The sequence below is a fragment of the Vibrio penaeicida genome (genome assembly GCF_019977755.1).
GTDB classification, from domain to species: domain Bacteria; phylum Pseudomonadota; class Gammaproteobacteria; order Enterobacterales; family Vibrionaceae; genus Vibrio; species Vibrio penaeicida.
On record NZ_AP025145.1, the window covers coordinates 1,387,471 to 1,409,942 of the forward strand.

The window sequence follows — 22,472 nt, forward strand, 5'->3', positions numbered from 1 at the left end:
GAGAGAGTTTTCAACTTAGTTAACCAAACCTGATGGCTTCATTTGCCATTAAGCGGTGGGAGTTTGCAACTTGGTTATTTTTGAGAAGTATTCCAGATGTCTGATTTAGAAAGCTAGCTAGTTTCCATCTTAGTTATCTGTGATCATTAGCAGTGCCAGAGAATTCTAATTTTAGACAAAGTGCCTAGTTTGGAGGAGATCTAAGCTTGGTATATTTAAAAATCAGACAAATTTCGGTTTGTCTGATTTTTTATTGCTTGTCACTATGTAATCATCCCCTAAACTAGGGACATTTAGAATTAGAGTTCTTCGGTTTAAACTAAACCAAATGGAGAACACTGATGAAAAAATCACGCTATACAGAAACGCAAATCGTCAAGATTCTGAAAGAAGTTGAGGCTGGCAGGTTGGTCAAAGAGGTCTGCCGAGAGTATGGCATATCAGATGCCACTTACTACAACTGGAAGTCCAAGTACGGCGGCATGGAAGCCTCAGACGTGAAGCGACTGAAGGAGCTTGAGGATGAAAACCGACGCCTGAAGCAAATGTTTGCTGAACTGAGCCTCGACCATAAAATCCTTAAGGATATCGTCGAAAAAAAGCTGTAAAAGCCCACGATTCGGCGAGAGTGGGTGGATTACGTCAATAATTGTCACTGTGTGAGTCTGCGTAGGGCTTGTCGTTTAGTCGGCATCAGTGACTCGGTCTATCGGTATCGACCAGATAAGCACCGAGATACCCCTGTGATTGCCGCCTTGCAAGAAGCCGTTGAACGTTATCCTGCATATGGTTTTGGCATGTTATTCAAAGTGCTTAAGCGATGGGGGTATCGCTGGAACCACAAACGAGTGCATCGACTCTACTGCGAACTGAAGTTGAATAAGCGCCGTCGTGGAAAGAAGCGGCTACCAACAAGAGAGCCTGCCCCTCTCTGTGTGCCAGAAACGTTCAATCAATGTTGGTCAATGGATTTCATGAGCGATTCACTGATGTGTGGTAGACGCTTCAGGACGTTCAATGTTATCGATGACTTTAACCGTGAAGTGCTGGCCATTGAAATTGACTTGAATCTTCCCGCTCAAAGAGTTGTTCGCGTGTTGGAACGCATCGTCGCCTGGCGAGGTTATCCGAGTCAGTTACGTATGGATAACGGTCCAGAGTTTATCTCAACGGCTTTAGCTGAATGGGCGGAACAACATGACATACAACTCGAATTCATACAGCCAGGCAAGCCCACACAAAACTCGTTTGTTGAAAGGTTCAACCGGACCTATCGAGATGAAATACTCAACATGTATGTGTTCAGAACGTTAAAAGAGGTACGTGAGCTAACAGAAAACTGGGTTCGAGAATACAACGATGAACGTCCCCACAGCTCGCTGGGTGACCTGACCCCTTGGGAATATCTTGCTAAGTTGAAATTGCCGGAAGACTCTAATTTAGGGTGTCACTAAAAAAGGGATGTTTACACAGCTATTAAAATGAAATCAGGCACAGTTTGTGTACTAGGCGACCTTATGATGATGAGCCATACGGCTATTTATAGAGCTTTTGGCGATAGGGACGCTGTAATTCATTGGGGTTACATTAATGCTGCTCCAAGATAGACTTTGGATAAGGCTAGCAATGTATTTCTTGTTTTAATTTGTTCGAGAATGCGTGATTCTGGGCAGCAATCAAAATTTTGACTTATCCAGCGGTCATCTTGTGAAAAGACATCAATGGGACTCAAACGTTTTCCAAGTTCTTCCATTTCATAGCTTTTACTAGAACATCAGGCTTTTTTACGCTAAACAAGTCAATGAAAAAGGGTTGATAATAGACAATGATAATTTATCCTTTTTGCAAATATCTACATATCCACACTACTCATGTATAAGCAAAGCACTATTGTCCCTAAACTAATTGTGCTTTTTTGTAAGATAGGATACATTTTGAAAAGTGATTAGTTTAACTATTTGATAATAATAGCAATAAGGTGGTTTGTGGTTAGATGCTGAATTCAGAATGTATACAGCTTGATTCTTCAAAATCTTTACATGTCATAGAAATCGAATCGATAACTGAAGATACAAAGAAGCTATTAGATACATACTTTGTGTCGATTTGTGAAGGTGACTCAGATAGTAAGATCGACTTAGTTAAGAAGAGACTAGCAAAGTTCCTTGAAACTAAAAGTGTAGAGATACAGATGGGAGCTATTGCCGAGTTCTTTGTTCATCTCTACTTGAATCAGCTTAGCTTCAAGCAAGAGTTTTTATTCTTCAATTTGGAAGAAAACTCAATAAAGAAAGGCTTTGATGGTTTGTTTTCTAAAGACTATGAAACTTTTTTAGTAGAAAGTAAATCCGGAGCGCTCTTAACAAAGGGGATCAGCCATAAAAAGAAGCTTAATACAGCATATACAGATTTAAAAAACTATGTGTCCGGTAAGTGCGAAAAGGGAAAAAATAACCCTTGGAAAAACGCATATAATCATGCTAGTCATATTGATGTAGGAGCTGAAAAAGGAATAAGGAAAAAAATAGCAAAGCTTAGAGACATGTATGATTCAGGTAAGTATACAAACATTAAAGATTATAAAATAATTCCTTGCTCAACTATTTTTTTAAATTCAGTTTTGAGCAGTAATAAAAATTCCGAAATTTTATTAGAGCATGAATTCTTAAAGGAATATGATTGCATGTCATTGGACGCTATATGTATATCAAAAAATGGTTTAGAATTATTTAAAAATTATCTAGGTGAATAGTTTGGCAATTTCTTTTAGTTGGCTTAAAGATAATGACATATTTTTCTCTTCTATGAGAAAAATGTCGCTCAATACTCCTTTGAATATTGAGGAAATGGAGTACATGCTGGGGTGTGCAGTACTTTTTCTTGAAGAGTATCGTAAGGATAATCGCAGGCATTTATATTTTGAACTTGCTTACTTTATCGTCCTTAAGTGTGCAATCAACAATAATGTTTATGAGCCATTACTTGATGTTAGTGCCAACTTTGGCTTGTATCCAATATCAAAATATATTACTAAACACAATCTATACCATATTAATGCTTCTTCTGAATTTAGTCTGTCTTACCAGTTAAGTAAATTTAAACACAATGATATTGTTGAAACATACGAACAAAGAAATTCTAGAGTACAACTAGTTGAAAGCCAAGATGAAGAAAACTGCTATATTGCACCTACATCTTTTGGAAAGAGTTCTTTGATTACAGAGATTATAAGAGAAAAAGATTTTAATAAAGTTGCTATAATTGTTCCAACAAAATCTCTTTTAATCCAAACATACAAACTAATTAAATCAAACTTTTCAAAAAGGAATATAATATTCCATGATGAAATGTATGATGGATCAGAAGACTTTATCGCGATATTTACTCAAGAACGAGCGTTAAGGCTTCTAAAGGACGAAAGGGTTTTTTTTGATTTGTTAATTATTGATGAAGCCCATAACCTATTTAGCTATGACTCTAGAAGCTTATTACTAACTAGGCTTATCAGAAGAAATAGAAAAAGGAATCGAAAATCAATCAATTACTACTTATCACCTTTAATATCTAGCTCAGATAATCTAAAGGTTGATAGTAAACAAGAAATATTCGAAAAAAAATCATTAGTAACATTAAGGAGCCTGATATATATGAATATAAAGAGTCAGGTGAAGTAAGGAAGTACAATCGATTTCTAGATGTCTTCTTTGAATCAGGGAATAGTAATAGCTATCTAAATTATATAATTAATAATAGTAAAGAGAAGAACTTTCTATACCTTCGGGCTCCCAAAAAGGTGGAAGAACTATCTATACTCCTTGACTCGAAGTTAGAGCTAGTAGACTCTCCTAGCTTAGTGGAGCTCTCTGATGTAATTTCTAAGAATGTTCATAAAGACTTTTATTGTGTTGAATACATAAAGAAGGGATTGGTTTATCTCCATGGAAAACTACCAGATTTAATTAAAGAATATTTGGAGTATAAATTTTCAAAGAATAAAGATGTTAAATATGTGGTTGCTAACTCTGTAATACTTGAAGGTGTGAATTTACCTGTAGACAATATGTATATAATGAATACGAACTCACTCGATGCAAAATCTCTAACTAATTTAATTGGTAGAGTCAATCGATTGAATGAAGTATTTGATGATGGAAGAAAATCTCTAGATAAACTTCAACCTAGCGTTCATTTTGTTAACTCAGAAGATTTTAACCGTAAAGGTGGAAATATGGAGAATCAAATTATAAAGCTAAAGAGTGGCGTATTCAAAGATAACCTAGAGAATCCTCTTTTAGTGAATTTTGATATAGAAAAAATGAAGCTAGAACTCGAAAAAGCTAAGAACAGAAATAATATAGAAAAAGTTCTAACTTTGGAGAAAAAATTATCCGAATATCGAGAAATTAAAGGTGTTGAAGATTTTCTTATAACCAGTGAATTGGATGATAATAATAGAGTTAAGAAAGTTCTTCTTGAGTCTGATATTCTTTCTTTTTACTCCAGTCCTGAACAGGTTATAGATAGACTTTCAAGTAAAGCAGATATGATAACTCTGCATCCAGAGTGGAGGGATTCTCATATAATAGATAAAATTTATTTATTTTTTATCCAAGGCTTAGAAAGTTACTTTGCTAAGATGGATTTTCTCCGATTGCAACATATTAAAGCGCGGGATTTCTACAAGATGTTTACCGGAAATCTCCACAGACTAAGTTTAAAAGAGCATATATCTGATACTATTAGTTACTTCCAATCGATAAAGTACCTTCCACAAGGTAGAGAATTCTATATTGGGGACTCTTATGGAGAAATCGGTAAGATAAATATAGATGGTAGGAGAGGAAAGCTTGTTTACATTGATCTTTCGAGTAAATCCAACAAAGAGCTTGCGAATATCGCGTTAGTTAAAATAAAAATAGAGAGTGATTTTGTATCATATACATTAAATAACTTTGTTAATGTAATGTATGATTTGGATGTTATTTCTGAGGAAGAATATGAACTATATATTTATGGGACTACAAATAAGTCTAACTCTGAGTTTGTAAAGCTAGGTATTAGTGGCTCTTTGATAAATAAGTTAGTTCGAGATAAGCAAATAAGAAATTTATCCATTAATGAACATGGATTAGTAGAGTTTAATGATGATTTCTCGAAATATATTAGTTCTCAAGATGACCTCATAAAGTTCGAAATAAGTAAATTCGTGGATATTTAATTTAACGTGTAGAAATCGAATATTTTGACTTCATTTTAAATGAAAATCACCTTATCCTAAAGTTGAGATAATAAGCTATTGCGAGCTATAGATCGGTGAATTGTAATTCACTTCACCGACTAGCTCTTTTGAACGCATAAAAAGAACTTTAAGGAACACTCACTCTAAGAAAATACGAAACCCATCAATTACAGTGAGTTGTGCCTAGATCCACAAACGAATTAACGGGGACACTCACCCTAAGAAAATACGAAACCCATCAATTACAGTGAGTTGCGCCTAAATCCACAAAGGCTGTACTAGCCCGTTTTCCACTCTAAAGCTTTCGCGTAGGGTGAGCTCTTTTCTTTTTAAAGAGAGCTTCGTGAGAATAACGGGGACACTCACTCTAAGAAAATATGAAAACCATCAATTACAGTGAGTTGCGCCTAAATCCACAAAGGCTGCACTCGCCCGTTTTCCACTCTAAAGCTTTCGCGTATGGTGAACCCTCTTCTTTTTAAAGAGAACTTCGTAACCATGACCAAAGCCCGTGCTCAGTTAATCAGCCTAGAAGCAACACCCTATTATCATTGTGTTTCACGCTGTGTGCGGCGCTCATTCTTATGCGGTTACGATTCGCAGCAAAACCGATGTTTTGAACACCGTCGAGGCTGGATTGAAGAGCGATTGCTGAAACTGGCACATGTATTTTGTATCGATGTATGCGCCTACTCCATTATGAGTAACCACTACCATGTTGTTCTTCATGTCAACCAAGAAGATGCGCAGTCTTTGTCTGACCAAGACATTTGTGAAAGATGGCTGAGCTTTCATACTCCTCCATTGCTGATTCAAAAGTGGTTAAAACAAGACGCTCTATCAGAAGCCGAACTACTAAAAATTCATGACATTATTGGCACTTGGCGTGAGAGATTGTCGAGCATCAGTTGGTTTATGCGTTTACTGAACCAGTACATAGCCACGCAAGCCAACAAAGAAGACGGTTGCACAGGGCATTTTTGGGAAGGGCGATTTAAAAGCCAGGCGCTTCTAGACGAATCAGCCCTCGCCGCCGCCATGGCTTATGTCGATTTAAATCCGGTTAGATCCAACATCGCAGGCAGCCCCGAAACGTCAGAATACACTTCCGTGAAAGCCAGAATTGATGTTCTTAAAGAGAATAACATCTCCTCCCCCTGTTTATATCCGTTCGTAGGTAACCCTCGAAAAGATATGCCACAAGGTATCCCTTTTAGATTGATGGATTATTTGGAATTGGTCGACTGGACTGGTAGGCAAATTCGCGACGACAAACGGGGAAATATCGCTAACACTCTCCCACCTATCCTTAATCGATTAGGCATTAGCCAAGAAACGTGGCTAAACGCCTGCACTCAGCTGGAAAGAGGAAATGTGATTGGTAAGGAACATTCGATAAAACATGCGCTACCAGTGTTAAAACGAAAGCGAGTCTCGGGCTTTCGGCTCCCTGATAGCTAATCGCGAGAACTAGCTCGGCTGCTCCCTAATCTAATATTCATTCAAAGCATGCTTTGGCAACTTCGTTTACTTAAAAATCGTGAAAAGTAATTGAAACGGAGCGTATTTACCAAAATCTAATCTAACAAGCCAAGTGATTTTTTCAGGTATCGATATTTAGGCTGGTTTTGTGAAATTGACTCGGCTATTTCTAAATTTCCTGTCCTTACTTTTCTTTCTATTTATTTTTCTCCTGCTGTAATTAACACCTTCCCTTTTTTGCCTGACCTGGAGGGCAAAATTTGCCTTCTGGTTGTTCTGACTTGGGCTGCTCCTTAGTTCCAACTTTAATTTCAACGTCATCGACTTCACCTTCGACGCGTGTCAACTGGCATCCGTTTAACAAGAAAGCAATAAAAACTAACGAAATTATACTTTTCATATAAGCTCCATTTAAAACCAATAAGACAAGATACTGATATCTGTTTTTATTATGTACAAGTGTTGTCCTTAATTTGTCCCATCTCTTAAAATTGATACACGCTCGCCGTACTCTTCAACTGCCTGTCCCATTTAATTCCTGCCTTACGCCAACCGTAGATCTGGGATTCATGCAACCCGAGCTGCCTCGCTGCCGCAGCAACTCCTACTTTCTCTGATAGCTTCAAAGCTTCTGCCTTAAATTCAGGGGAATGTTTAATTCTAGTTTTTTTGTTAGTTGTCATTGTTCACCTCGTTAGTGATTGTACTCACTTAACTTGGTGTCCAAAACTGCTGGGGCGGATCACTCCAAGAGTAGGTATGAAAAGCTATGCTACCAAGTCAACTCACTCGAATGTAAAAATCTTCCGATGCACAAATGGGGCAGACCCAGTTCCCATGGTACCTTTATGGCCATTTTCTCACGCGCCTGTCGACAAACCAGAGTTTAGGCTCGATTCATCAAGCGGCGTAAACTTTGAATCCCATAAGCTATTATCCGGTGTCGGTTATGTTAAGAACCTCCGTTCCGACAGTTGGGGTCATTTAAATCGTGCAGCAATTGCCAACCTAAATCGCCCTGTGCGTATGAAGTTTCACAATCGTCACCAGGTCACCTTTAGCCAGCGCTGGTCAGATAAGATCGCATCAGCGATCATCACACTATTGAAAGATGCTGGATACGGAGCATTAGTAACAGGACAAGGGATAATTGTTGCGGGTCTCACCTATTACGACCTACTCGCCAGAGCAATGGAGAAAGTCGCCAAGTCCTCACAAAAACTTGCTGAGCAGACTAAAGGACTACTAGGTCACATGCTTGTATTCGCAGGAAAAGTGGCGAAAGACGTAACCGATCTTTCTTACAAGTTTATTAAGTGGGTATTTGAAGTAACCGTTGCTAGGTTATATCGAGCAGTAAGACAAGCAATAGCCTAGGCTAAATCGGCTGAGGCTTATAGTTAAACATTTGAAAAGCTTACTCTAGAATATAAACTCCAAACAGCAAAAAGAGCCAACAGTTTTACTGCAGGCTCTTTGAGTTTACATGTAGTGCTCTGAATAGGTCTTCTTTATACCCAAACAACCTCAAAGCAATCGGTTCTGCGAGAATAGTTTGGGTATAAACTTAGTTGATGTTGCTGAGCATCTCTATCAATTCAATTTCGGTTTCTGGGATCTTCGCCAATTCAATAGAGGGAGAGTTTCCTCCCTTGAGCATATAGGCGTTTTGTGTACAGTGATCATAGTGAAACCACTTACCATTCACGCACACGTCGGTGTAACACCGAGGATCATCCTTTAATTTCATATAACACCTTTTTAACACTGAATAACAATTACAACCTACTCGCAACATATGAAACTCAGCTTGATCTAGATCAAACTGAATGGAATTGGCGCACTGATTTCATAATTACAGTTTATTAAATGACAAAATGGCAAGCCATAAGCGTTATCGACACAAGACTTAAACACCCTCTTATCGCGTTCCAGCGCCCCCATTTTTCAAGGTAATGTTGCCATGTTTGAATCAGTTGGGTACCTGAATCTTTTAACCGATTATTGAGTGGAACATTAAAAAATAACGTTATAAGAAAACCGGATATGGCGAGCCCTGCGCCGGACAAAAACAGTAACATTGTTGGACTTTGTTCTTGGTACAAGATGATCAGAATGCAAAGAATGCTGCTCAATGGCGAAGAGAAAAATACCGTCAAGAACCCCTTATTCAAAATGACCTCATTGATTCTCACCATTACCTCTGGTGTCTTTCGCTCTTTCAATACAGGCATAACCGTGTTGTAGAAAATGAAATAAAGCCCTGCAAGTAGCGATGTTGTAACAAAGGTGACAATTTCCAGCACCATCAACAATGAATCAAACACACTCTTCTCCTTTTCGTTTGGGTATTGGGTAGTTGGGTAGATAACCAAGCTGTTGAATCGGTAATTGTGTATTTAATAGAAATAGGCAATCATTTGATTTGCATAAAGTTCGCAATTCTTTGCAGGAAGTACAAAAATGCCTAACAGCAATCTAAGCGCTCAAGATCGTCTGCGGAACAAAATCCCCCATCAAGCAGAGAATGTATCCCCACTTGCTTATCTATCGATGAGAAGCGTCTTTTATACACACTCCCTGTTAGAAGAGCCCTGGGGTATTGCTATACCTAGCATTCCTTCCAGCTGCATGTTTCACCTCATTACGAGCGGTACCGCCACCTTAAACATTGCTGAGGAAAGCATAGAGCTGCAAGAAGGCGATTTTATCCTCCTACCCAAAGGAAACGGGCACAGTTTTGTGGATAGGAAAGGGTCTAAGGCAGTCAATCTTTTAGATTTAGAGATAAAGAAGATAGGAAATCATCACGAGCAGCTAATTATTCAGGGATATGGTCGCAAAACTCAGGCATTGTGCGGTACGGTAGTGTTCGACAGCGAGCTTGCTCATTCCATTACCAAATCGATGCCTGATTTCGTTTTCATTGGTTCTGATTCACACCTCTACTCCACCCTTTCCCAAATTGTATCTTTGATTCAGCAAGAGCTCGCCAACGAAGAGTTTGCATCCAGTATCGTCATCACCAAATTGGCTGACATCTTGATTCTTCAGAGTATCCGAGCTTGGATTTCAGAACTTCCTGCAAATGATCAGTCTTGGATCAACGCTCACTCAGATAAACATTTAGCAAAGGTAATGGCAACCATTCACCACTCCCCAGCTTCAAACCTTGATGTTAATACACTTGCCAAGATTGCTGGGATGTCTCGGACCGCTTTTATTGATCATTTCAAACAAGTAGTAGGTTCAACACCCAAAAAGTACGTTACCGATTGGAGACTGAATCTCGCCAAAGATAAGCTCACCAAAGGGAATGAATCCATTATAAGTATCGCGATGAGCGTTGGTTATCAATCTGAAGCTGCTTTTAGTCGGGCGTACAAAGCGGCATTTGGTTTTCCCCCTTCCCAAACCAAGAAAGCCTGATCTTGTGAGGCGCTTTGTCACTTCTTACATAAAGAAACAGAACAGACTAATTTTAAAATCCACAAATATCCATTTATTCAGATTATTAACCTGAATAAAAATCACAAACACAGTAATTAACTCTAAAATAATGCACCAATCTGCTTACTTTACAAATATTGCCTGATAAGTTCGCTTTGCTCTCAGAAATGATACAGAGAGCCCTATTCTCATACACATCTGTTCATTAACCGAGTGTATAGGGAAGGTAATAAATCTATAAAAACAGGTAATTAAATATGATTTTAAAAAGAAGCTTCGCTGCCCTCGCCATTTTAACGGCTTTTAACGTCTCCGCTTACGAACACTACTCCGTGTTTGAAGATTATGTGGACTCCAATAGCGTACAAGCAACCACCGCTCGCTTGACTCAAGTCGCGAAAGAAGCCGGTGGTCAAACGACAGTCGCTGGTGCGTATTCTTACGACCATCTGGGTAGAGTGACTCAACGAGATTACGCAGACAGCACTTTTGATTATGCATACAACGAACAAGGCTTATTGCAGTCTGCTCGCGCATTGATGAAGCACGGTTCAATCAATAGCTACGTACGACACACAAAAGAGAATTTCATTTCCGACTACAGCTACAACGATCTAGGGCAAGTCACGTTCGAGAACAAAAAAGTGTTTCATGACGAAGCAACGAATTTAGATGGCACACCTATCGCGTCATATCGAATTCAATACACGTACGGGGCAGATGGTAAGTTGCTTCAGCGTAGACAAGCCCCAATTACTGGGGAAGATACCGCCGTTAGAGAGTTTCACTATTACTACCATGAAGACGGGAAGCTAAGAAAAATTCGTGAAACTCGATTCTCTACACCAAAAGAAAAGAACACATTGCTCCTTCAGTACCACCCGAATGGGGAGATTAAAAAAGCGACCCAAAAGCTATTTGGTAAGCCAACAAAAACCGTTGAAATGGAATATGTCGATGACGGCTCTCTCGTATATGGTGTGTATTACGCCGATCCAGTCAAAGAATGGAAAGTGGACGTAGACTTCTTTGGGTTGGCATTTCACCCAATTCGCAATCTGAAGCAAACTGTAGAAGGGAGCGTAACGAACTACAGATACCAGTACCACAACCTTGACGGCGACGTTCTGCCAGACAGTTTGGAGCTATTACTCACCTTCCCAACTGGGGCGAGCACAACGTTGAATTATAGTATGAGCAACAAGTAAAGAATATCCAGAAACAAAGGCGAGCAACGTAGCTCGCCTTTTTCTTTACAAAAAGCGAACCTTATTAATAAACTGACCTCTAATCTTGACCAAACAAATGAATTCGATAATAACAATCAGATGCTTAAATAATTAAATTAGATTAGATATTTTGAACATTTTCGCTTGAGTTTTGTTCAAATTATCTGCAGTTCATAATAAAAACATAAATATAAAATAAGGAAAATGGACATGAGCCATACCATGCGCTTTTCACTACTTGCTGCTTTAATTTCAGGTGTACTTTCCCCAGCCCATGCAACGCAAATCCCCAAACCTAACGAAGCAGCATTACAAAAAGCCGTACTAGAATCGGCGGATGAAACAGTGCCAGAAACAGGTGCTTCAAATGCGCCACTCTGGCTGCGAAATACCGCTTTGTCTCCAGATGGAAAAACCTTAGCTTTTACCTACCAAAGCAAGATATTTTTGGTTTCAAGTCAGGGGGGCGATGCTAGGTCGATCACCAATGGGGACTTTTACCCGCATAATTTGATGTGGTCACCCGACAATCAAACACTCGCATTCGCAGCAAACCCTTATGGTAACGATGATGTATTCACGATAAACCTTAAAACTGGCCAGATGGCTAGACACACATATCATTCTGGTTCAGATATTCCCACTGGGTTCAGCGAAAATGGCGATGCTTTGTTGTTTAGTACTTCAAGGCTAACCAATAAAACGCAAGATTTTTATAGCTTGCCAGAAGGGTCCTTGTACCCTCTCGGGAATCAGCTATATCGTGTCGCACTTCACTCCAATCAATCCTCTGCGGTTCTGAGCGTACCGGCGAAACATGCGGTTTGGAATTCCGATGAAACAAAGTTGTTGTACAACTCTCCACACAAAGACCAGCAATATCGCAAGCATCAACGTTCTTTTGCGGTTCCGAATATCTGGCTTTATGACGCCACCACAGGTAAACACAGCCAGCTCACTGAAGATCGCATCGCGGCACAACAGCCCATTTGGAATGCAGATGAGTCTGGCTTTTACTACCTCAGTGAGCGTGATGGGAATTTCAATGTGTGGTTTTACGATTTAACAACCGCAGAAAAGTCTCAACTTACACATTTGTCTACGCACCCCGTCCGCCATCTGTCTGTGGATGGAGAGGGCAACCTCGCGTTTTCATATAATGGTGAGCTATACACCCAACTGCATGATGATAAAACGTCAAAGAAAGTGAACATCAATATTCACAATTTCACCGTACAGCCAAGCCAATACCACTTCACTAATAATGCCACCAGCTTTGTCCCATCGGAACTCGACGTAGGTGAAATGCTGCTGAGCGCCTATGGGGATATCTATGCTTTCGATGCAGAAAAAACAACGGTAAAAAACATAACCAATACGATTGGTGCGGAAAAACACGTCGAATTCACCTCAGACGGATATGGCGCTATTTACAGTGCACTAAGGGATGGTAAATGGGGACTCTATACGGCATATTCTCAAAAAGAAGAAGAACGACTGTCGAAAGCAATCATTACTGACGAAGCCCCTTTTCTTGTTTCTGAAGAACACAATTTAACCCACCCCAAATACTCTCCGGATGGGAATAAACTCGCGTTTATTGTCGATGGAAGAGCACTTCATGTACTTGATATCAGTGACAGTAATGAAGAGTCTGTATTAGACAAAATCGAAGACGCACTTACTTCTGAAGATGATGAAACCGCAAATTTAGGCGTGGAGCTTATTTCTGCGGAAACAGTCAGTGAATCAAACCGAATGGAGTTTTCTTGGTCTCCCGATTCTTCACAACTTGCTGTGCATTTATCGCCTAGCCCGTATGTGGAGCAAATTCACGTCGTGCAAGCGGATGGAAGCGAGTCTTCAATTAACGTGTCTCAAAGTGGCTTTTACAATGGCATGCCACAGTGGAGCGCTGACGGCAGAATTCTATTTTGGGAAACATCAAAGTACGGTACAAAATCGGCGGATGGCGAAGACACCGGATTTACCCTTAACGGTATCTTTGTAAATAATCGCGCAAAGAAAGATTTTAGAGACAACATCGAACCGCCAGAGGAAAACGAAAGTGCACCGAGTTACGCTTTCAACGCCAACAATATAGAGTATCGCGAGGCATTCCACCTCCCCTTCTCTACTACCGTCATTGGTGCGCACTTAATGGGCGACCACTTGCTTGTCATCGATATGTATTCAGACCCATCAGGTGAATACAGTACACGAGGGTTTAGCTACAACATCAGAACCAACGAGTCTTCATTGCTGTTTTCTGGTCTCCCAGAAGCCAATAGTGTTTACATCTCATCGAACCAAGAATTTGCTTACCTACTCACAGAGTATGATGTGATTGAAGTAGATACGAATTCTGGTGAGCCCCTATATCACGCCATAGATCTCCCTGTAGATTTTGACGTGGTACCAAGGAGAAAAGCCGCATTTGACCAAATCGTTACCCAAACGAAAGAGCAATACTATCGCCCCGATATGGACAATGTGGATTGGGACTTCTATAGCGACAACTACCGAAAATTTCTACCTCACATTAACAATGACCTCGACTTTGCCACCATTTTAAGTGAGCTCAGTGGCGAGCTGAATTCTTCTCACACTGGGGGTTATGGCAGTCCGAAAGCGCCTATGCGTTACGACGAGACGGCATCACTTGGGTTAGTGTTTGCTGAAAACATTGCACCCTCGTTTACTCTCACAGAATCTTCGAATACGGATGCAAAATACAATGCCGACGAAACTGCGGACGAAACTGCCGAAAAAACGACTGAAGAAGAGACTTTGTTCAACCTTGTCATTAAGGAAGTGTTGCCCGGTGGCCCTGCCGACATTGAGGACGTCGTGCTTAAAACAGGTGATCGCATTACTGCTATAAATGGAAAACCCGTTTCTAACCTCGCTGAACTTTCTCAAGCTTTAAATAACAAAGTAGACACGCCTGTCGCCGTTACTTTAATGAGAGGAGAAAAGAACACTTGGCAGCAAGAAATCACACCAATGAGCGATGGCGAGCAATATGGACTGGTTAGCAAACGTTGGGAACTGGCAAGACGCGACCACGTTCTTAAAACAAGTAATGGCAAAGTTGGTTATGTCTACCTGCCTGACATGTCTGCTCATAGTTTTGAGCACCTTCGAGCAGAAGCGCTTGGCCGCTTAAGAAACACAGAATCACTGATCATTGATGTACGCTTTAACCGAGGTGGCTTCTTAGCCGATACGTTAATTGAATTTCTAACCGCTCAAAAAGCAGCGGTTGTCGTTCCGAAAAAAGGTAAACCCGCTTCAGATGCAAGCAGACGTAGCTGGTTAAAACCTTCGGTAGTGATAGCAAACTCCGCCTCTTATTCAGAAGGTTCTGCGTTTAGCCAGTATTACCAAGATCTGAACGTCGGCCCTATTATTGGTGAGCCTGTTCCAGGGACAGGCACGGCTGTAATGGGTGCGTTCTCTTCAGTATACCCTGACGTTTTCTTTAGCTTCCCTTACCTTCCATTAAAAACATCCGACGGTCGTTATTACGAGAACCTTGAACTCATCCCAGATATTCAAGCCTTTAACCGACCTTCTGAAATTGCTGTTGGTAAGGACACACAATTGGATACCGCTATTGAAGCAGCATTAAGTCAAATTCAGCCGTAAAAGGCGCGTTAGAAATGTCATTTAAACAAAGCCTTTTCTGAACTAAGGCTGATGTTGATAAATATTAAGGCGAGCATTGCGGCTCGCCTTTTTTTTTAGTTGGGGAGATAAGAATAGTATTCACGATGGCGGATATTTGACGTTATTGACCAAATTTGACGATACCAATCCAATAATTATCAAAGCTCTTATTACTTTGTAAGATATCAACCATTTTGGCTAGCTTGAGTTACGGTATGCGTCTTTTTAGAGTTTGATTGCTCTCGCTGTCTATAAATTCACCCAAAAACTCTTAATTTATTGATATTATTTACTTAATTATAAATAAATCGATTCCCCTTTTCCGTAAAACAAATTTTGCTATTTTGTTAATCTGGAATTAAGTGCATATTTCCATACAAACCCAATATGAATAGCAATTAAACTCATATCAACCCTCACCATACACAACTTATTGATTAAGAAGAGTTTTATGACGTTATCTTTACCCCTCACTGTTTCTAGCTAGCTGATTTCTCACAAATTTGTAGGAATTCAGCGGATTGAGACTATCAGGTCCAATGAGTTAAATTCTTTTGGGAACATTCCCGTTCATGACGCGATTGAGATTCCACTATTCTTGCTGCCTAAACGAAAAAATCATGCGTTAACCGCAAGTGTCTTATGCGGTAGTTGCCATTGATTTATCAGTTATTGGAAGCCCAATCAAAGCACACCGACAACGCTCATTCCCTATTTGAACGTACCCAAAAGAAGAAATCATAGAATGACAAGCTCTCACAAAAAAAGGTTAAATCGCCCACATGTTGCCATATTAGGTGCGGGGATTTCAGGCTTAGCCATGGCTCACGAATGCCGTAAGCGTGGATACAATGTATCCATTTACGATAAGGAACAGCAGACTGGGGGGAAATGCCTTGGTACGGTTGTTCATGGGTGTGTACACGAACTCACTCACAGACAACTTTTTGCAAAGAACCATAATTTACTGAACTTTTTGAAGGAAATACCAACGGAGACTGGAAGCTGTTTTGACTCCCTGTATCCGCAAGAGAAAGTGCAGTTTGTGTGGGGCAAAAAAGGCAAAACCATGCAATTTCAACGTCGCTACTTTCGTCACGTCGAAAAGCTCATGGATGACGCAAAATCTGCCTACGCGATGCTCTACTCAAAAGTCCCGGTTCAAGACGTACTTTGGTTTAAAAAACAGTTAGAACAAACCTTTTCTGCGGAAAAATTGCTGAGAACACCCGTTAGTGAATATTTTGAATATCAGCAAAGACCTAAGCTAGCTCAATTCCTAAAACCCGTACTACTCGGTTGGATTGGTGCAACAGACAGTACACCAGCGCTATCGGTGTTAGATCTGCTTAACAATAAAACGGGGACGTTTCACCCTGATTCTCCAAACGCATACAGCCTAGGAATTCGCGAACCTATTGGCGATGCCATTATTGCTCCTCTTACCGAGCACCTAATACAGAGTGGCGTGCATTTTTACCTCGGATGCGAAGTCACCTCGCTGAAACAGAATGAATCTGCCACATCGATTTCTAGTGCTATCACAAAAGAGGGGGAAGCTATCGAAGCCGATTTCTTTGTGCTGGCATTGCCTGCTCATGTTACTGAAGCACTGATCGGTAATCACAGTAAAGCGCTGGATTACAATTATGTATTTAGCCACGGCTTCCAATTTCATTTTTCTCAAATGCCCGCCAGTTTAAAGGGAAAAACTGTGGGTATAGCGGTCGATTCGCCGTGGGGACTGAGTTACCACATTACCAGTAGAAAAGTGGGTCAAGTTGAGCGAGTTTGCTTGTCCGTTACTGCTACCGATTTGAACCATGCTTTGGGGGTTGTATACCAGCGCCCTATGCTGGAGTGTAACGAGCATGAAGTGCGAACTGAATTGCTGACTCAACTCTTCGGAAATACATCTTTAGCCGAAGAAGACGCTTTTATGAGTTTTCATGTTGGATTAGGCGCAAAACTGGTTCCAGAGGAAGAGTTAGAAACAAGCTACAAAACATGGTTTAAGGGCGGCACTGTAAGAGACGATCAGGGAAACAAGCAACGCTGGGTTATTCAGCACGCTCTGACTCACCCGACAGCAAAAAGCATGCAATCCTTATCAGTTGACGCCTTTCACAATCTATTTTTGGTTGGAGAGTACCTCTCAGATTCAAAACAAACTTGGCGTGTCCCCGTGACCCTCGAGCGTTGTATTGAAACGGTCCGATTAAGTGCTGAACAGCTGAGTGCAAAAGAGGACGTCGCATGAACAACCGTGTTTATGCACCACTTTCCTCAGTTCTGTTCTTAGCGATTTGTTTTATCTATGGCAGTGGTTTCTATCAACTAGTACAAAGCTCCGTACTCTTAACTTTGTTACTAACCTTGGTCTTTCCAATCGTTTTTTGGCCGCTCATAAAAAAGGTCGATAACGACGATGAAATAAAACGCATCTTGTTTCTAGAAACAGGGTTTAATTTGCTGTGTTTTTTGGCAATAAGCCATTGGATTCAAGTTGGCTTCATCGACAAAGGGTTAGTTGTCTTTTTCCTATTTCAAGCTGGCGGTTTTATATTCGTTCAGTTAAAGAAACAGGCAACGATGTCGGCATTAATTTCATTGTGTTTAGCCGCAGCTATTGCTTACTGGATCATTGAAAGCACTCAGACTCAGCTAAAAGGTGATGGCGCGCTGCTTTTGTTTGGTCAAACCGTGCCATGGCAACTCAAAGTGATTTATGGCGCATGGTTAGCTCAGTTGCTGTTGGTGGAATACCGGTATGTGCTTCCTAAAATCACGCTTATGTCTTGTCACATTGCGTCCTACTTTATCGCCATTCATGCAGATGATTTTTTTCACGCTCGCATAATTACGGCTAGCCACTTACTGTTCTTAGCGCTTTGCTTTGACTTTAAGTCAATGGATTGGGGAGGACGTCAGTTCGCCACGTCGACGATGATGCAACAATTCGTCTCTAGGTCCTCGGTACAGCATGCTTTGTCGGCAAGTTTATTAGCCATCGCTTTATCCAGTTTGGGGACATTGCTACTGTTTCATTAACAATGAATTGATTAATTTAACAAGGGGGACGTCTGTTCCCCTCATAATTCTTTGATATTCACAAAAACAGTCACACTCGCTGGTCACATTCCCCCAGTCCTGACACATTTTGTCAGTAAAACAGAGTATTTTAATAGTTCAGTCAACTTTCTGGATCCCATTATGTCACCCTCAACCCAATGCCTGTGCGGCAAAGTATCGCTCACCGTGACCTCCCCTAGCCCCAATTTTAATGTGTGCCATTGCCATTCTTGCCAAACATGGAATGGTGGACCTTCGCTAATGGTGCCATGTGGAGAAGAAGTGGATATTATTGGGAGTGAATACGTTAAAGAGTACGACTCTTCAGAGTGGGCAGTACGCGCATTTTGCTTAGATTGTGGTACGCATTTGTACAGTCGATTCAAACAAACGAATCAATTTAATGTTCCTGCTGGGCTATTTTCCCAATGGGAAGCGTTGGATATGGCAATGCAGTATTTCATCGACATTAAGCCAAGTTACTACTGTTTTTCAAACAACACGCCAACAATGACGGAATCAGAGGTTTTGAACCATTTTTCGTCAACACCCAAGTAACCCTGAGATGCTTGGGTCTAAAGGCTAACGCAACACAGCCATTAAGAAGTAACTCGCGATTCCAAACAAAGACAAAAGCCCTGAATGTTTGGTATTCAGGGCTTAACAGAACTAAAACAAAGTTTATGGATTAAAACTCAAAATCGACAGCAGCGTAGAAAGTACGTCCAGTATCTACGTAGCCGTAATCGACATCTTGCTCGTCGAAGCGGTAATCCGTTAGATTGGTAATACCGGCTTTAACAGCAAAATTACCACTCACTTGGTAACGACCACCCAAATCAACGGTAGTAAAACCTGCCAAATCTTCTCGGCTCCAGTTAAGCTGTTTTCCGGTGTATTTCACGTCGGTAAACAATGATAACTCATCAGATGTGGCCCAATTCAAACCCGCATTCGCCGCCCATTTTGGTGTAAAGGGCAGTTCTTCATCGGCTCTCGTATCTTTACTGTCTGTATAGGTTGCGTTGGTTGTTAGGTACACCGTATCGGAAAGATCGATCTCCCCTTCAATTTCAAAGCCTTTTGTTTCCACTTCATTACGGTTGATGTTGGCAATGATCTTTTTACCGTCTGGCGAGGTTCCTTTGTTTGAATCCAAGTCGCGATCAATCATGTCCTTCAGCTTGGTTTGATACACCGTACCTTGCACAAACCATGTTGGCTGAGTGTATACCGCCGTTAATTCAAGAGACTTAGAGGTTTCTGGTTTGAGATCTGGGTTACCTGTTAGGTAACAACTACCACGACAGCTGATCATGAAGAACTTATCTGAAGAACGCCAAATAGCCGGTGCTTTAAAGCCCTCTCCATATCCACCTTTGATCGTCAGATTTTCTGTCGCTGAATACACAAGGTACGCTCGTGGGCTAAAGTGGCTACCAAATTCGTTATGCTTGGTGTAACGACCACTCGCCGTTAACGTCAGATCGTCATTTATCGCAAATTCATCCTGCAAATATACCGCCGCCTGATGGTTTTTCTCGCTGTCGGTGTAAAACTTGGTGTGGGTAATTTCTGTGTGGCTGAAATCAAACCCAGCGGTTAGCGTGTGGCTACCCAAAGCTAAAACTGTTTTGCCATCTACGTTATGGTTGGTTTGCGTGCCCGTCATAACGTCTGGAAGCGCTGGGTGAGCGTTATCTTCAATGATTTCTGCTTTTTCGAAATAGTAATTTAGGTTGGAAACACCCCAATCCGATACTCGCTCATAACCTGCACCCACATCAGAACGCTGACTTTCGTAGTAACTGGTACCTGCACCTGGCCATGGGGCGACGCGGTCATCTTTCACGTAACCGAGATCAAACAAAACAGTATCTTTTTCAGTCGCAAGCCAAGTTAGCGTGGTATCAAAACTTGTTCTTTCTTGCCCTTCTTGAACCGCTGACGTCGCAGTGCGTTCGTCACTGGCTTGCCATACTTTACGATCACTCACGTCTATCGACGTATTGAAAAGTAACTTATCAGGAATCACAGAACCGCTAGCAAACAAGTTATAGCTCGCTAATTCACCCCCATCTTTTTGAGGTTTTGAAAACGCCAAGCTACCAGCAACAAACGTCTCGTCCGTGGGCTGTTTCAGAATAATGTTTACAACCCCACCAATGGCTTCACTTCCGTATAGCGTAGACATAGGACCACGAACCACTTCGACACGATCAATCGCGCTCATTGGAATACTCGACATGTCGAACGCACCACGAACAATGGCGTCTTTTGAGTTCACTTTTCTTCCGTTTACTAAGATCAGCGTATAGTCCGAATCTAAACCACGGATTTTAATAGAAGGCTCATCCCCTCCGCGAGAATCAAGCTGAAGACCAGCGATTTTACCCAACGCTTTTGTAATGTCCGTTGCAGGAATTTTACTGATTTCCTCAGAAGTAATTACACTGACCGACGCAGGTGCTTGCTCTATGGATACCTGATTTGTCGTTGCTGTAACGACCATTACCTCATCTTGAGCTACGGCAGGTGCAACTGATAGCGCTGCCGCGACCGCGCAGCTTAACTTCAACAGTTTCATTATTCGTCCTTTATGATTTACTACTTTACTGGCATTGGAAACAAGCGTTTAAGCCCATCGACCAACGTAATACGCCAACTGAAATAATCGTGTCCGCTGGCAAATTCTTTGAGCATCACCTGATAGCCTTTATCTTTAAGCACTTGATGCATGTTTCGATTGGTCCCCAAAATATTGGCGAAGTCTGGTTTGACTTCGAAGAGACCAGCATTCAGATAAACTTGAATAGGTTTGTGGGGGCTTTGTGAGATTTTCTTTGTTAGCCATTCAGAGTCTTCATGAGACCACCAGAACGATCCCGATTGGCTCAACACCTTGCCGAAAACATCCGGATACTGGTGCGCTATATAAAGCGATGCTAACCCGCCATAACTCGCGCCAGAAAGGACGACCTGTTCAGAGTTTGGCGATATTTCGTGATGTTTCGCCAACCAAGGAATAAGCTCAGTTGCCATCATTTTTGCAAACTCCGGATTGGGTGGCAACTCGGTTCCTCGAAGCTTTCGTGAAGGGTTGTTAACAAACACGGCTCTCATTGGAGCAAGTTCACCCGCTTCTATCAGGGCGTCTAATACGAATGGGGTCAGTCCTTTATCTAAAAAGGCGTCACCATCGAAAAGGATCAGCAGTGGCGTATCCGCATTCAATTTTTGATCGTTAAAAGGACGGTAAATAGATAACTTTCTAGAGTTATCTAACAGCTCGCTAGAAAAGGTATGATGAGTCAATTTGCCTTGTTGGGATACGGCACCGTCTAGCCAATGGGCACTCGGTGGATTTCCACTTTCAATTGTAGAGTAAACTCGCCCCTCTTCGGGAACTGGCCAAGGGTTAAGATTGTTTGGGTCAGCTTGTAGAGTTGCCAAGATTGCCCTACGTTGCTCCCACCCTTGCGGGCTCTCTAACCGAGGCATGTTTGGCGCAACTTGATAAGACAATCGAAAATCTTTAGGCACTCGGTATGATTTATACCAAGTCTTGCTGTTTTCCATACGTGACAAATGCGCGTGCCCATCGTACGGCGCACCCAATAAGCGGACGTTGTTTACGTCACCTTTCCATAGAAAAGTAAGAAGAACTTCATCACCGGATTGGGGTTCTATGAGTGGTGTGCCATGCGCTTCTATCTCTGTCCAGAATCTCTCTTCTGCCGAGGTTTCATTGTCATCAATTGCGTTTTGCAACCTTTTCAGCCTTGGACTCAGGATGGGTTCTGATGGGTTGACGACTCTATCTTCTTTTAGTGGGACATCCCAAAGCGAAAAATGAACATTGGATGCCTTATTCCCTGCCTTAACCTCAATCGAATACGTATCGGCGTGTTGAAGGTAAAGATAGATTTCTTCTTCGATTCTCTTTTGAGAGGAATAGGTCGTTAAATCTTGTGAATCTCCTACTTGTGGCTCACTTGTATGTGCATCTATTGTATGTAGCTCTCTAGCTTGCGCACGATTAAACAACGATTTAGATAATGACTGGTCACTGCGATAAACTTTGATACTGGCGAGATCACCATCGTAGGAAAATGTACCTCGTATGTACTGAGAACGGTTTGAAGTGACCGAAATACGAGTCGTCTCACGAGCTTCAACATTTAATTCAATGTGCTCAGTCGTACCAAGATTAAGGGTTAAATCTTTTGTTTTTTCTTCCGCGAGCAGGTTTCCCGTACTCATCAGCCCTAGCGAGATTAAAGACGCTGAAGTGGTAAACATTCTCACAATCGCCACCAATAGTAATA

General features: G+C 41.3%; 17 protein-coding genes and 2 pseudogenes. 12 read left to right on the forward strand and 7 right to left on the reverse strand.

The window, feature by feature from the left end:
• Positions 1–341: 341 nt before the first annotated feature.
• A pseudogene (locus LDO37_RS24500) lies at positions 342–1,454 on the forward strand (IS3 family transposase).
• 128 nt (positions 1,455–1,582) lie between these two features.
• On the opposite strand, the gene LDO37_RS24505 reads toward LDO37_RS24500, so the two are convergent.
• Positions 1,583–1,753: a hypothetical protein gene (locus LDO37_RS24505; RefSeq protein ID WP_185829714.1), complete on the reverse strand. Its 171-nt coding sequence runs from the start codon at positions 1,751–1,753 to the stop codon at positions 1,583–1,585.
• A gap of 240 nt (positions 1,754–1,993) precedes the next feature.
• Here LDO37_RS24505 and LDO37_RS24510 point away from each other — a divergent pair, with 240 nt between their 5' ends.
• The 4 genes from LDO37_RS24510 (at position 1,994) to LDO37_RS24525 (ending at position 6,700) form a co-directional block, all read left to right on the forward strand.
• Entirely contained in the window at positions 1,994–2,752 is a 759-nt protein-coding gene (locus LDO37_RS24510) for a hypothetical protein (protein WP_224055475.1), read from the forward strand.
• Position 2,753: 1 nt separating this feature from the next.
• Positions 2,754–3,674 carry a DEAD/DEAH box helicase family protein gene (locus LDO37_RS24515; RefSeq protein ID WP_224055476.1) on the forward strand — a complete coding sequence of 307 codons (921 nt, stop codon included), beginning with the start codon at positions 2,754–2,756 and terminating at the stop codon, positions 3,672–3,674.
• A gap of 119 nt (positions 3,675–3,793) precedes the next feature.
• Positions 3,794–5,218 (forward strand): helicase C-terminal domain-containing protein, encoded by a 1,425-nt coding sequence (locus tag LDO37_RS24520; protein WP_224055477.1) that lies wholly within the window; start codon positions 3,794–3,796, stop codon positions 5,216–5,218.
• A gap of 519 nt (positions 5,219–5,737) precedes the next feature.
• A complete protein-coding gene (locus LDO37_RS24525) occupies positions 5,738–6,700 on the forward strand; it encodes a transposase (protein ID WP_126609956.1) in 963 nt (320 codons plus the stop codon).
• A 241-nt stretch (positions 6,701–6,941) separates the two neighbouring features.
• On the opposite strand, the gene LDO37_RS24530 is transcribed toward LDO37_RS24525, so the two are convergent.
• Together LDO37_RS24530 and LDO37_RS24535 are read right to left on the reverse strand one after the other, a co-directional pair.
• Positions 6,942–7,121, reverse strand: coding sequence for a hypothetical protein (locus LDO37_RS24530; protein WP_224055479.1), 180 nt, complete (start codon positions 7,119–7,121; stop codon positions 6,942–6,944).
• A gap of 139 nt (positions 7,122–7,260) precedes the next feature.
• Positions 7,261–7,404 (reverse strand): annotated as a pseudogene (locus LDO37_RS24535) (transposase); the annotation flags it as partial.
• A gap of 76 nt (positions 7,405–7,480) precedes the next feature.
• Between LDO37_RS24535 and LDO37_RS24540 the strand changes: the two are divergent.
• Complete coding sequence (locus tag LDO37_RS24540) at positions 7,481–8,098, forward strand: hypothetical protein (protein ID WP_126609625.1); 618 nt, start codon at positions 7,481–7,483, stop codon at positions 8,096–8,098.
• Between the two features lie 190 nt (positions 8,099–8,288).
• Here the strand turns inward: LDO37_RS24540 and LDO37_RS24545 are convergent, their stop codons facing one another.
• Together LDO37_RS24545 and LDO37_RS24550 are read right to left on the reverse strand one after the other, a co-directional pair.
• Positions 8,289–8,471 (reverse strand): hypothetical protein, encoded by a 183-nt coding sequence (locus tag LDO37_RS24545; protein ID WP_126609626.1) that lies wholly within the window; start codon positions 8,469–8,471, stop codon positions 8,289–8,291.
• A gap of 115 nt (positions 8,472–8,586) precedes the next feature.
• Positions 8,587–9,048 carry an anthrone oxygenase family protein gene (locus tag LDO37_RS24550; RefSeq protein ID WP_126609627.1) on the reverse strand — a complete coding sequence of 154 codons (462 nt, stop codon included), beginning with the start codon at positions 9,046–9,048 and terminating at the stop codon, positions 8,587–8,589.
• A 136-nt stretch (positions 9,049–9,184) separates the two neighbouring features.
• Here LDO37_RS24550 and LDO37_RS24555 point away from each other — a divergent pair, with 136 nt between their 5' ends.
• The 6 genes from LDO37_RS24555 to LDO37_RS24580 all read left to right on the forward strand — a co-directional run bounded on the left by LDO37_RS24555 (position 9,185) and on the right by LDO37_RS24580 (position 18,702).
• Positions 9,185–10,150, forward strand: coding sequence for an AraC family transcriptional regulator (locus tag LDO37_RS24555; RefSeq protein WP_126609628.1), 966 nt, complete (start codon positions 9,185–9,187; stop codon positions 10,148–10,150).
• 278 nt (positions 10,151–10,428) lie between these two features.
• A complete protein-coding gene (locus tag LDO37_RS24560) occupies positions 10,429–11,379 on the forward strand; it encodes a hypothetical protein (RefSeq protein ID WP_126609629.1) in 951 nt (316 codons plus the stop codon).
• Between the two features lie 231 nt (positions 11,380–11,610).
• Positions 11,611–15,051, forward strand: coding sequence for a S41 family peptidase (locus LDO37_RS24565; RefSeq protein WP_126610151.1), 3,441 nt, complete (start codon positions 11,611–11,613; stop codon positions 15,049–15,051).
• A 766-nt stretch (positions 15,052–15,817) separates the two neighbouring features.
• A complete protein-coding gene (locus LDO37_RS24570; protein ID WP_126607784.1) occupies positions 15,818–17,332 on the forward strand; it encodes an NAD(P)-binding protein in 1,515 nt (504 codons plus the stop codon).
• A complete protein-coding gene (locus LDO37_RS24575; RefSeq protein WP_126607785.1) occupies positions 17,329–18,123 on the forward strand; it encodes a hypothetical protein in 795 nt (264 codons plus the stop codon). The genes LDO37_RS24570 and LDO37_RS24575 overlap by 4 nt, the downstream gene beginning before the upstream one ends.
• 162 nt (positions 18,124–18,285) lie before the next feature.
• Positions 18,286–18,702, forward strand: coding sequence for a GFA family protein (locus LDO37_RS24580; RefSeq protein ID WP_126607786.1), 417 nt, complete (start codon positions 18,286–18,288; stop codon positions 18,700–18,702).
• 130 nt (positions 18,703–18,832) lie between these two features.
• On the opposite strand, the gene LDO37_RS24585 is transcribed toward LDO37_RS24580, so the two are convergent.
• Positions 18,833–20,731, reverse strand: coding sequence for a TonB-dependent receptor domain-containing protein (locus LDO37_RS24585; RefSeq protein ID WP_126607787.1), 1,899 nt, complete (start codon positions 20,729–20,731; stop codon positions 18,833–18,835).
• 20 nt (positions 20,732–20,751) lie between these two features.
• The gene (locus tag LDO37_RS24590; protein ID WP_126607788.1) at positions 20,752–22,446 is read right to left on the reverse strand and encodes an alpha/beta hydrolase-fold protein; all 1,695 of its coding nucleotides are present in this window, start codon (positions 22,444–22,446) and stop codon (positions 20,752–20,754) included.
• Positions 22,447–22,472: the final 26 nt, after the last annotated feature.

Bases quoted from the DNA above. Each gene is read 5' to 3' on its own strand.
- LDO37_RS24505 (WP_185829714.1), bottom strand. From the start codon at position 1,753: ATGGAAGAACTTGGAAAACGTTTGAGTCCCATTGATGTCTTTTCACAA.
- LDO37_RS24585 (WP_126607787.1), bottom strand. From the start codon at position 20,731: ATGAAACTGTTGAAGTTAAGCTGCGCGGTCGCGGCAGCGCTATCAGTT.
- LDO37_RS24545 (WP_126609626.1), bottom strand. From the start codon at position 8,471: ATGAAATTAAAGGATGATCCTCGGTGTTACACCGACGTGTGCGTGAAT.
- LDO37_RS24525 (WP_126609956.1), top strand. From the start codon at position 5,738: ATGACCAAAGCCCGTGCTCAGTTAATCAGCCTAGAAGCAACACCCTAT.
- LDO37_RS24570 (WP_126607784.1), top strand. From the start codon at position 15,818: ATGACAAGCTCTCACAAAAAAAGGTTAAATCGCCCACATGTTGCCATA.
- LDO37_RS24510 (WP_224055475.1), top strand. From the start codon at position 1,994: ATGCTGAATTCAGAATGTATACAGCTTGATTCTTCAAAATCTTTACAT.
- LDO37_RS24540 (WP_126609625.1), top strand. From the start codon at position 7,481: ATGAAAAGCTATGCTACCAAGTCAACTCACTCGAATGTAAAAATCTTC.
- LDO37_RS24575 (WP_126607785.1), top strand. From the start codon at position 17,329: ATGAACAACCGTGTTTATGCACCACTTTCCTCAGTTCTGTTCTTAGCG.
- LDO37_RS24590 (WP_126607788.1), bottom strand. From the start codon at position 22,446: ATGTTTACCACTTCAGCGTCTTTAATCTCGCTAGGGCTGATGAGTACG.
- LDO37_RS24580 (WP_126607786.1), top strand. From the start codon at position 18,286: ATGTCACCCTCAACCCAATGCCTGTGCGGCAAAGTATCGCTCACCGTG.
- LDO37_RS24530 (WP_224055479.1), bottom strand. From the start codon at position 7,121: ATGAAAAGTATAATTTCGTTAGTTTTTATTGCTTTCTTGTTAAACGGA.
- LDO37_RS24555 (WP_126609628.1), top strand. From the start codon at position 9,185: ATGCCTAACAGCAATCTAAGCGCTCAAGATCGTCTGCGGAACAAAATC.
- LDO37_RS24565 (WP_126610151.1), top strand. From the start codon at position 11,611: ATGAGCCATACCATGCGCTTTTCACTACTTGCTGCTTTAATTTCAGGT.
- LDO37_RS24560 (WP_126609629.1), top strand. From the start codon at position 10,429: ATGATTTTAAAAAGAAGCTTCGCTGCCCTCGCCATTTTAACGGCTTTT.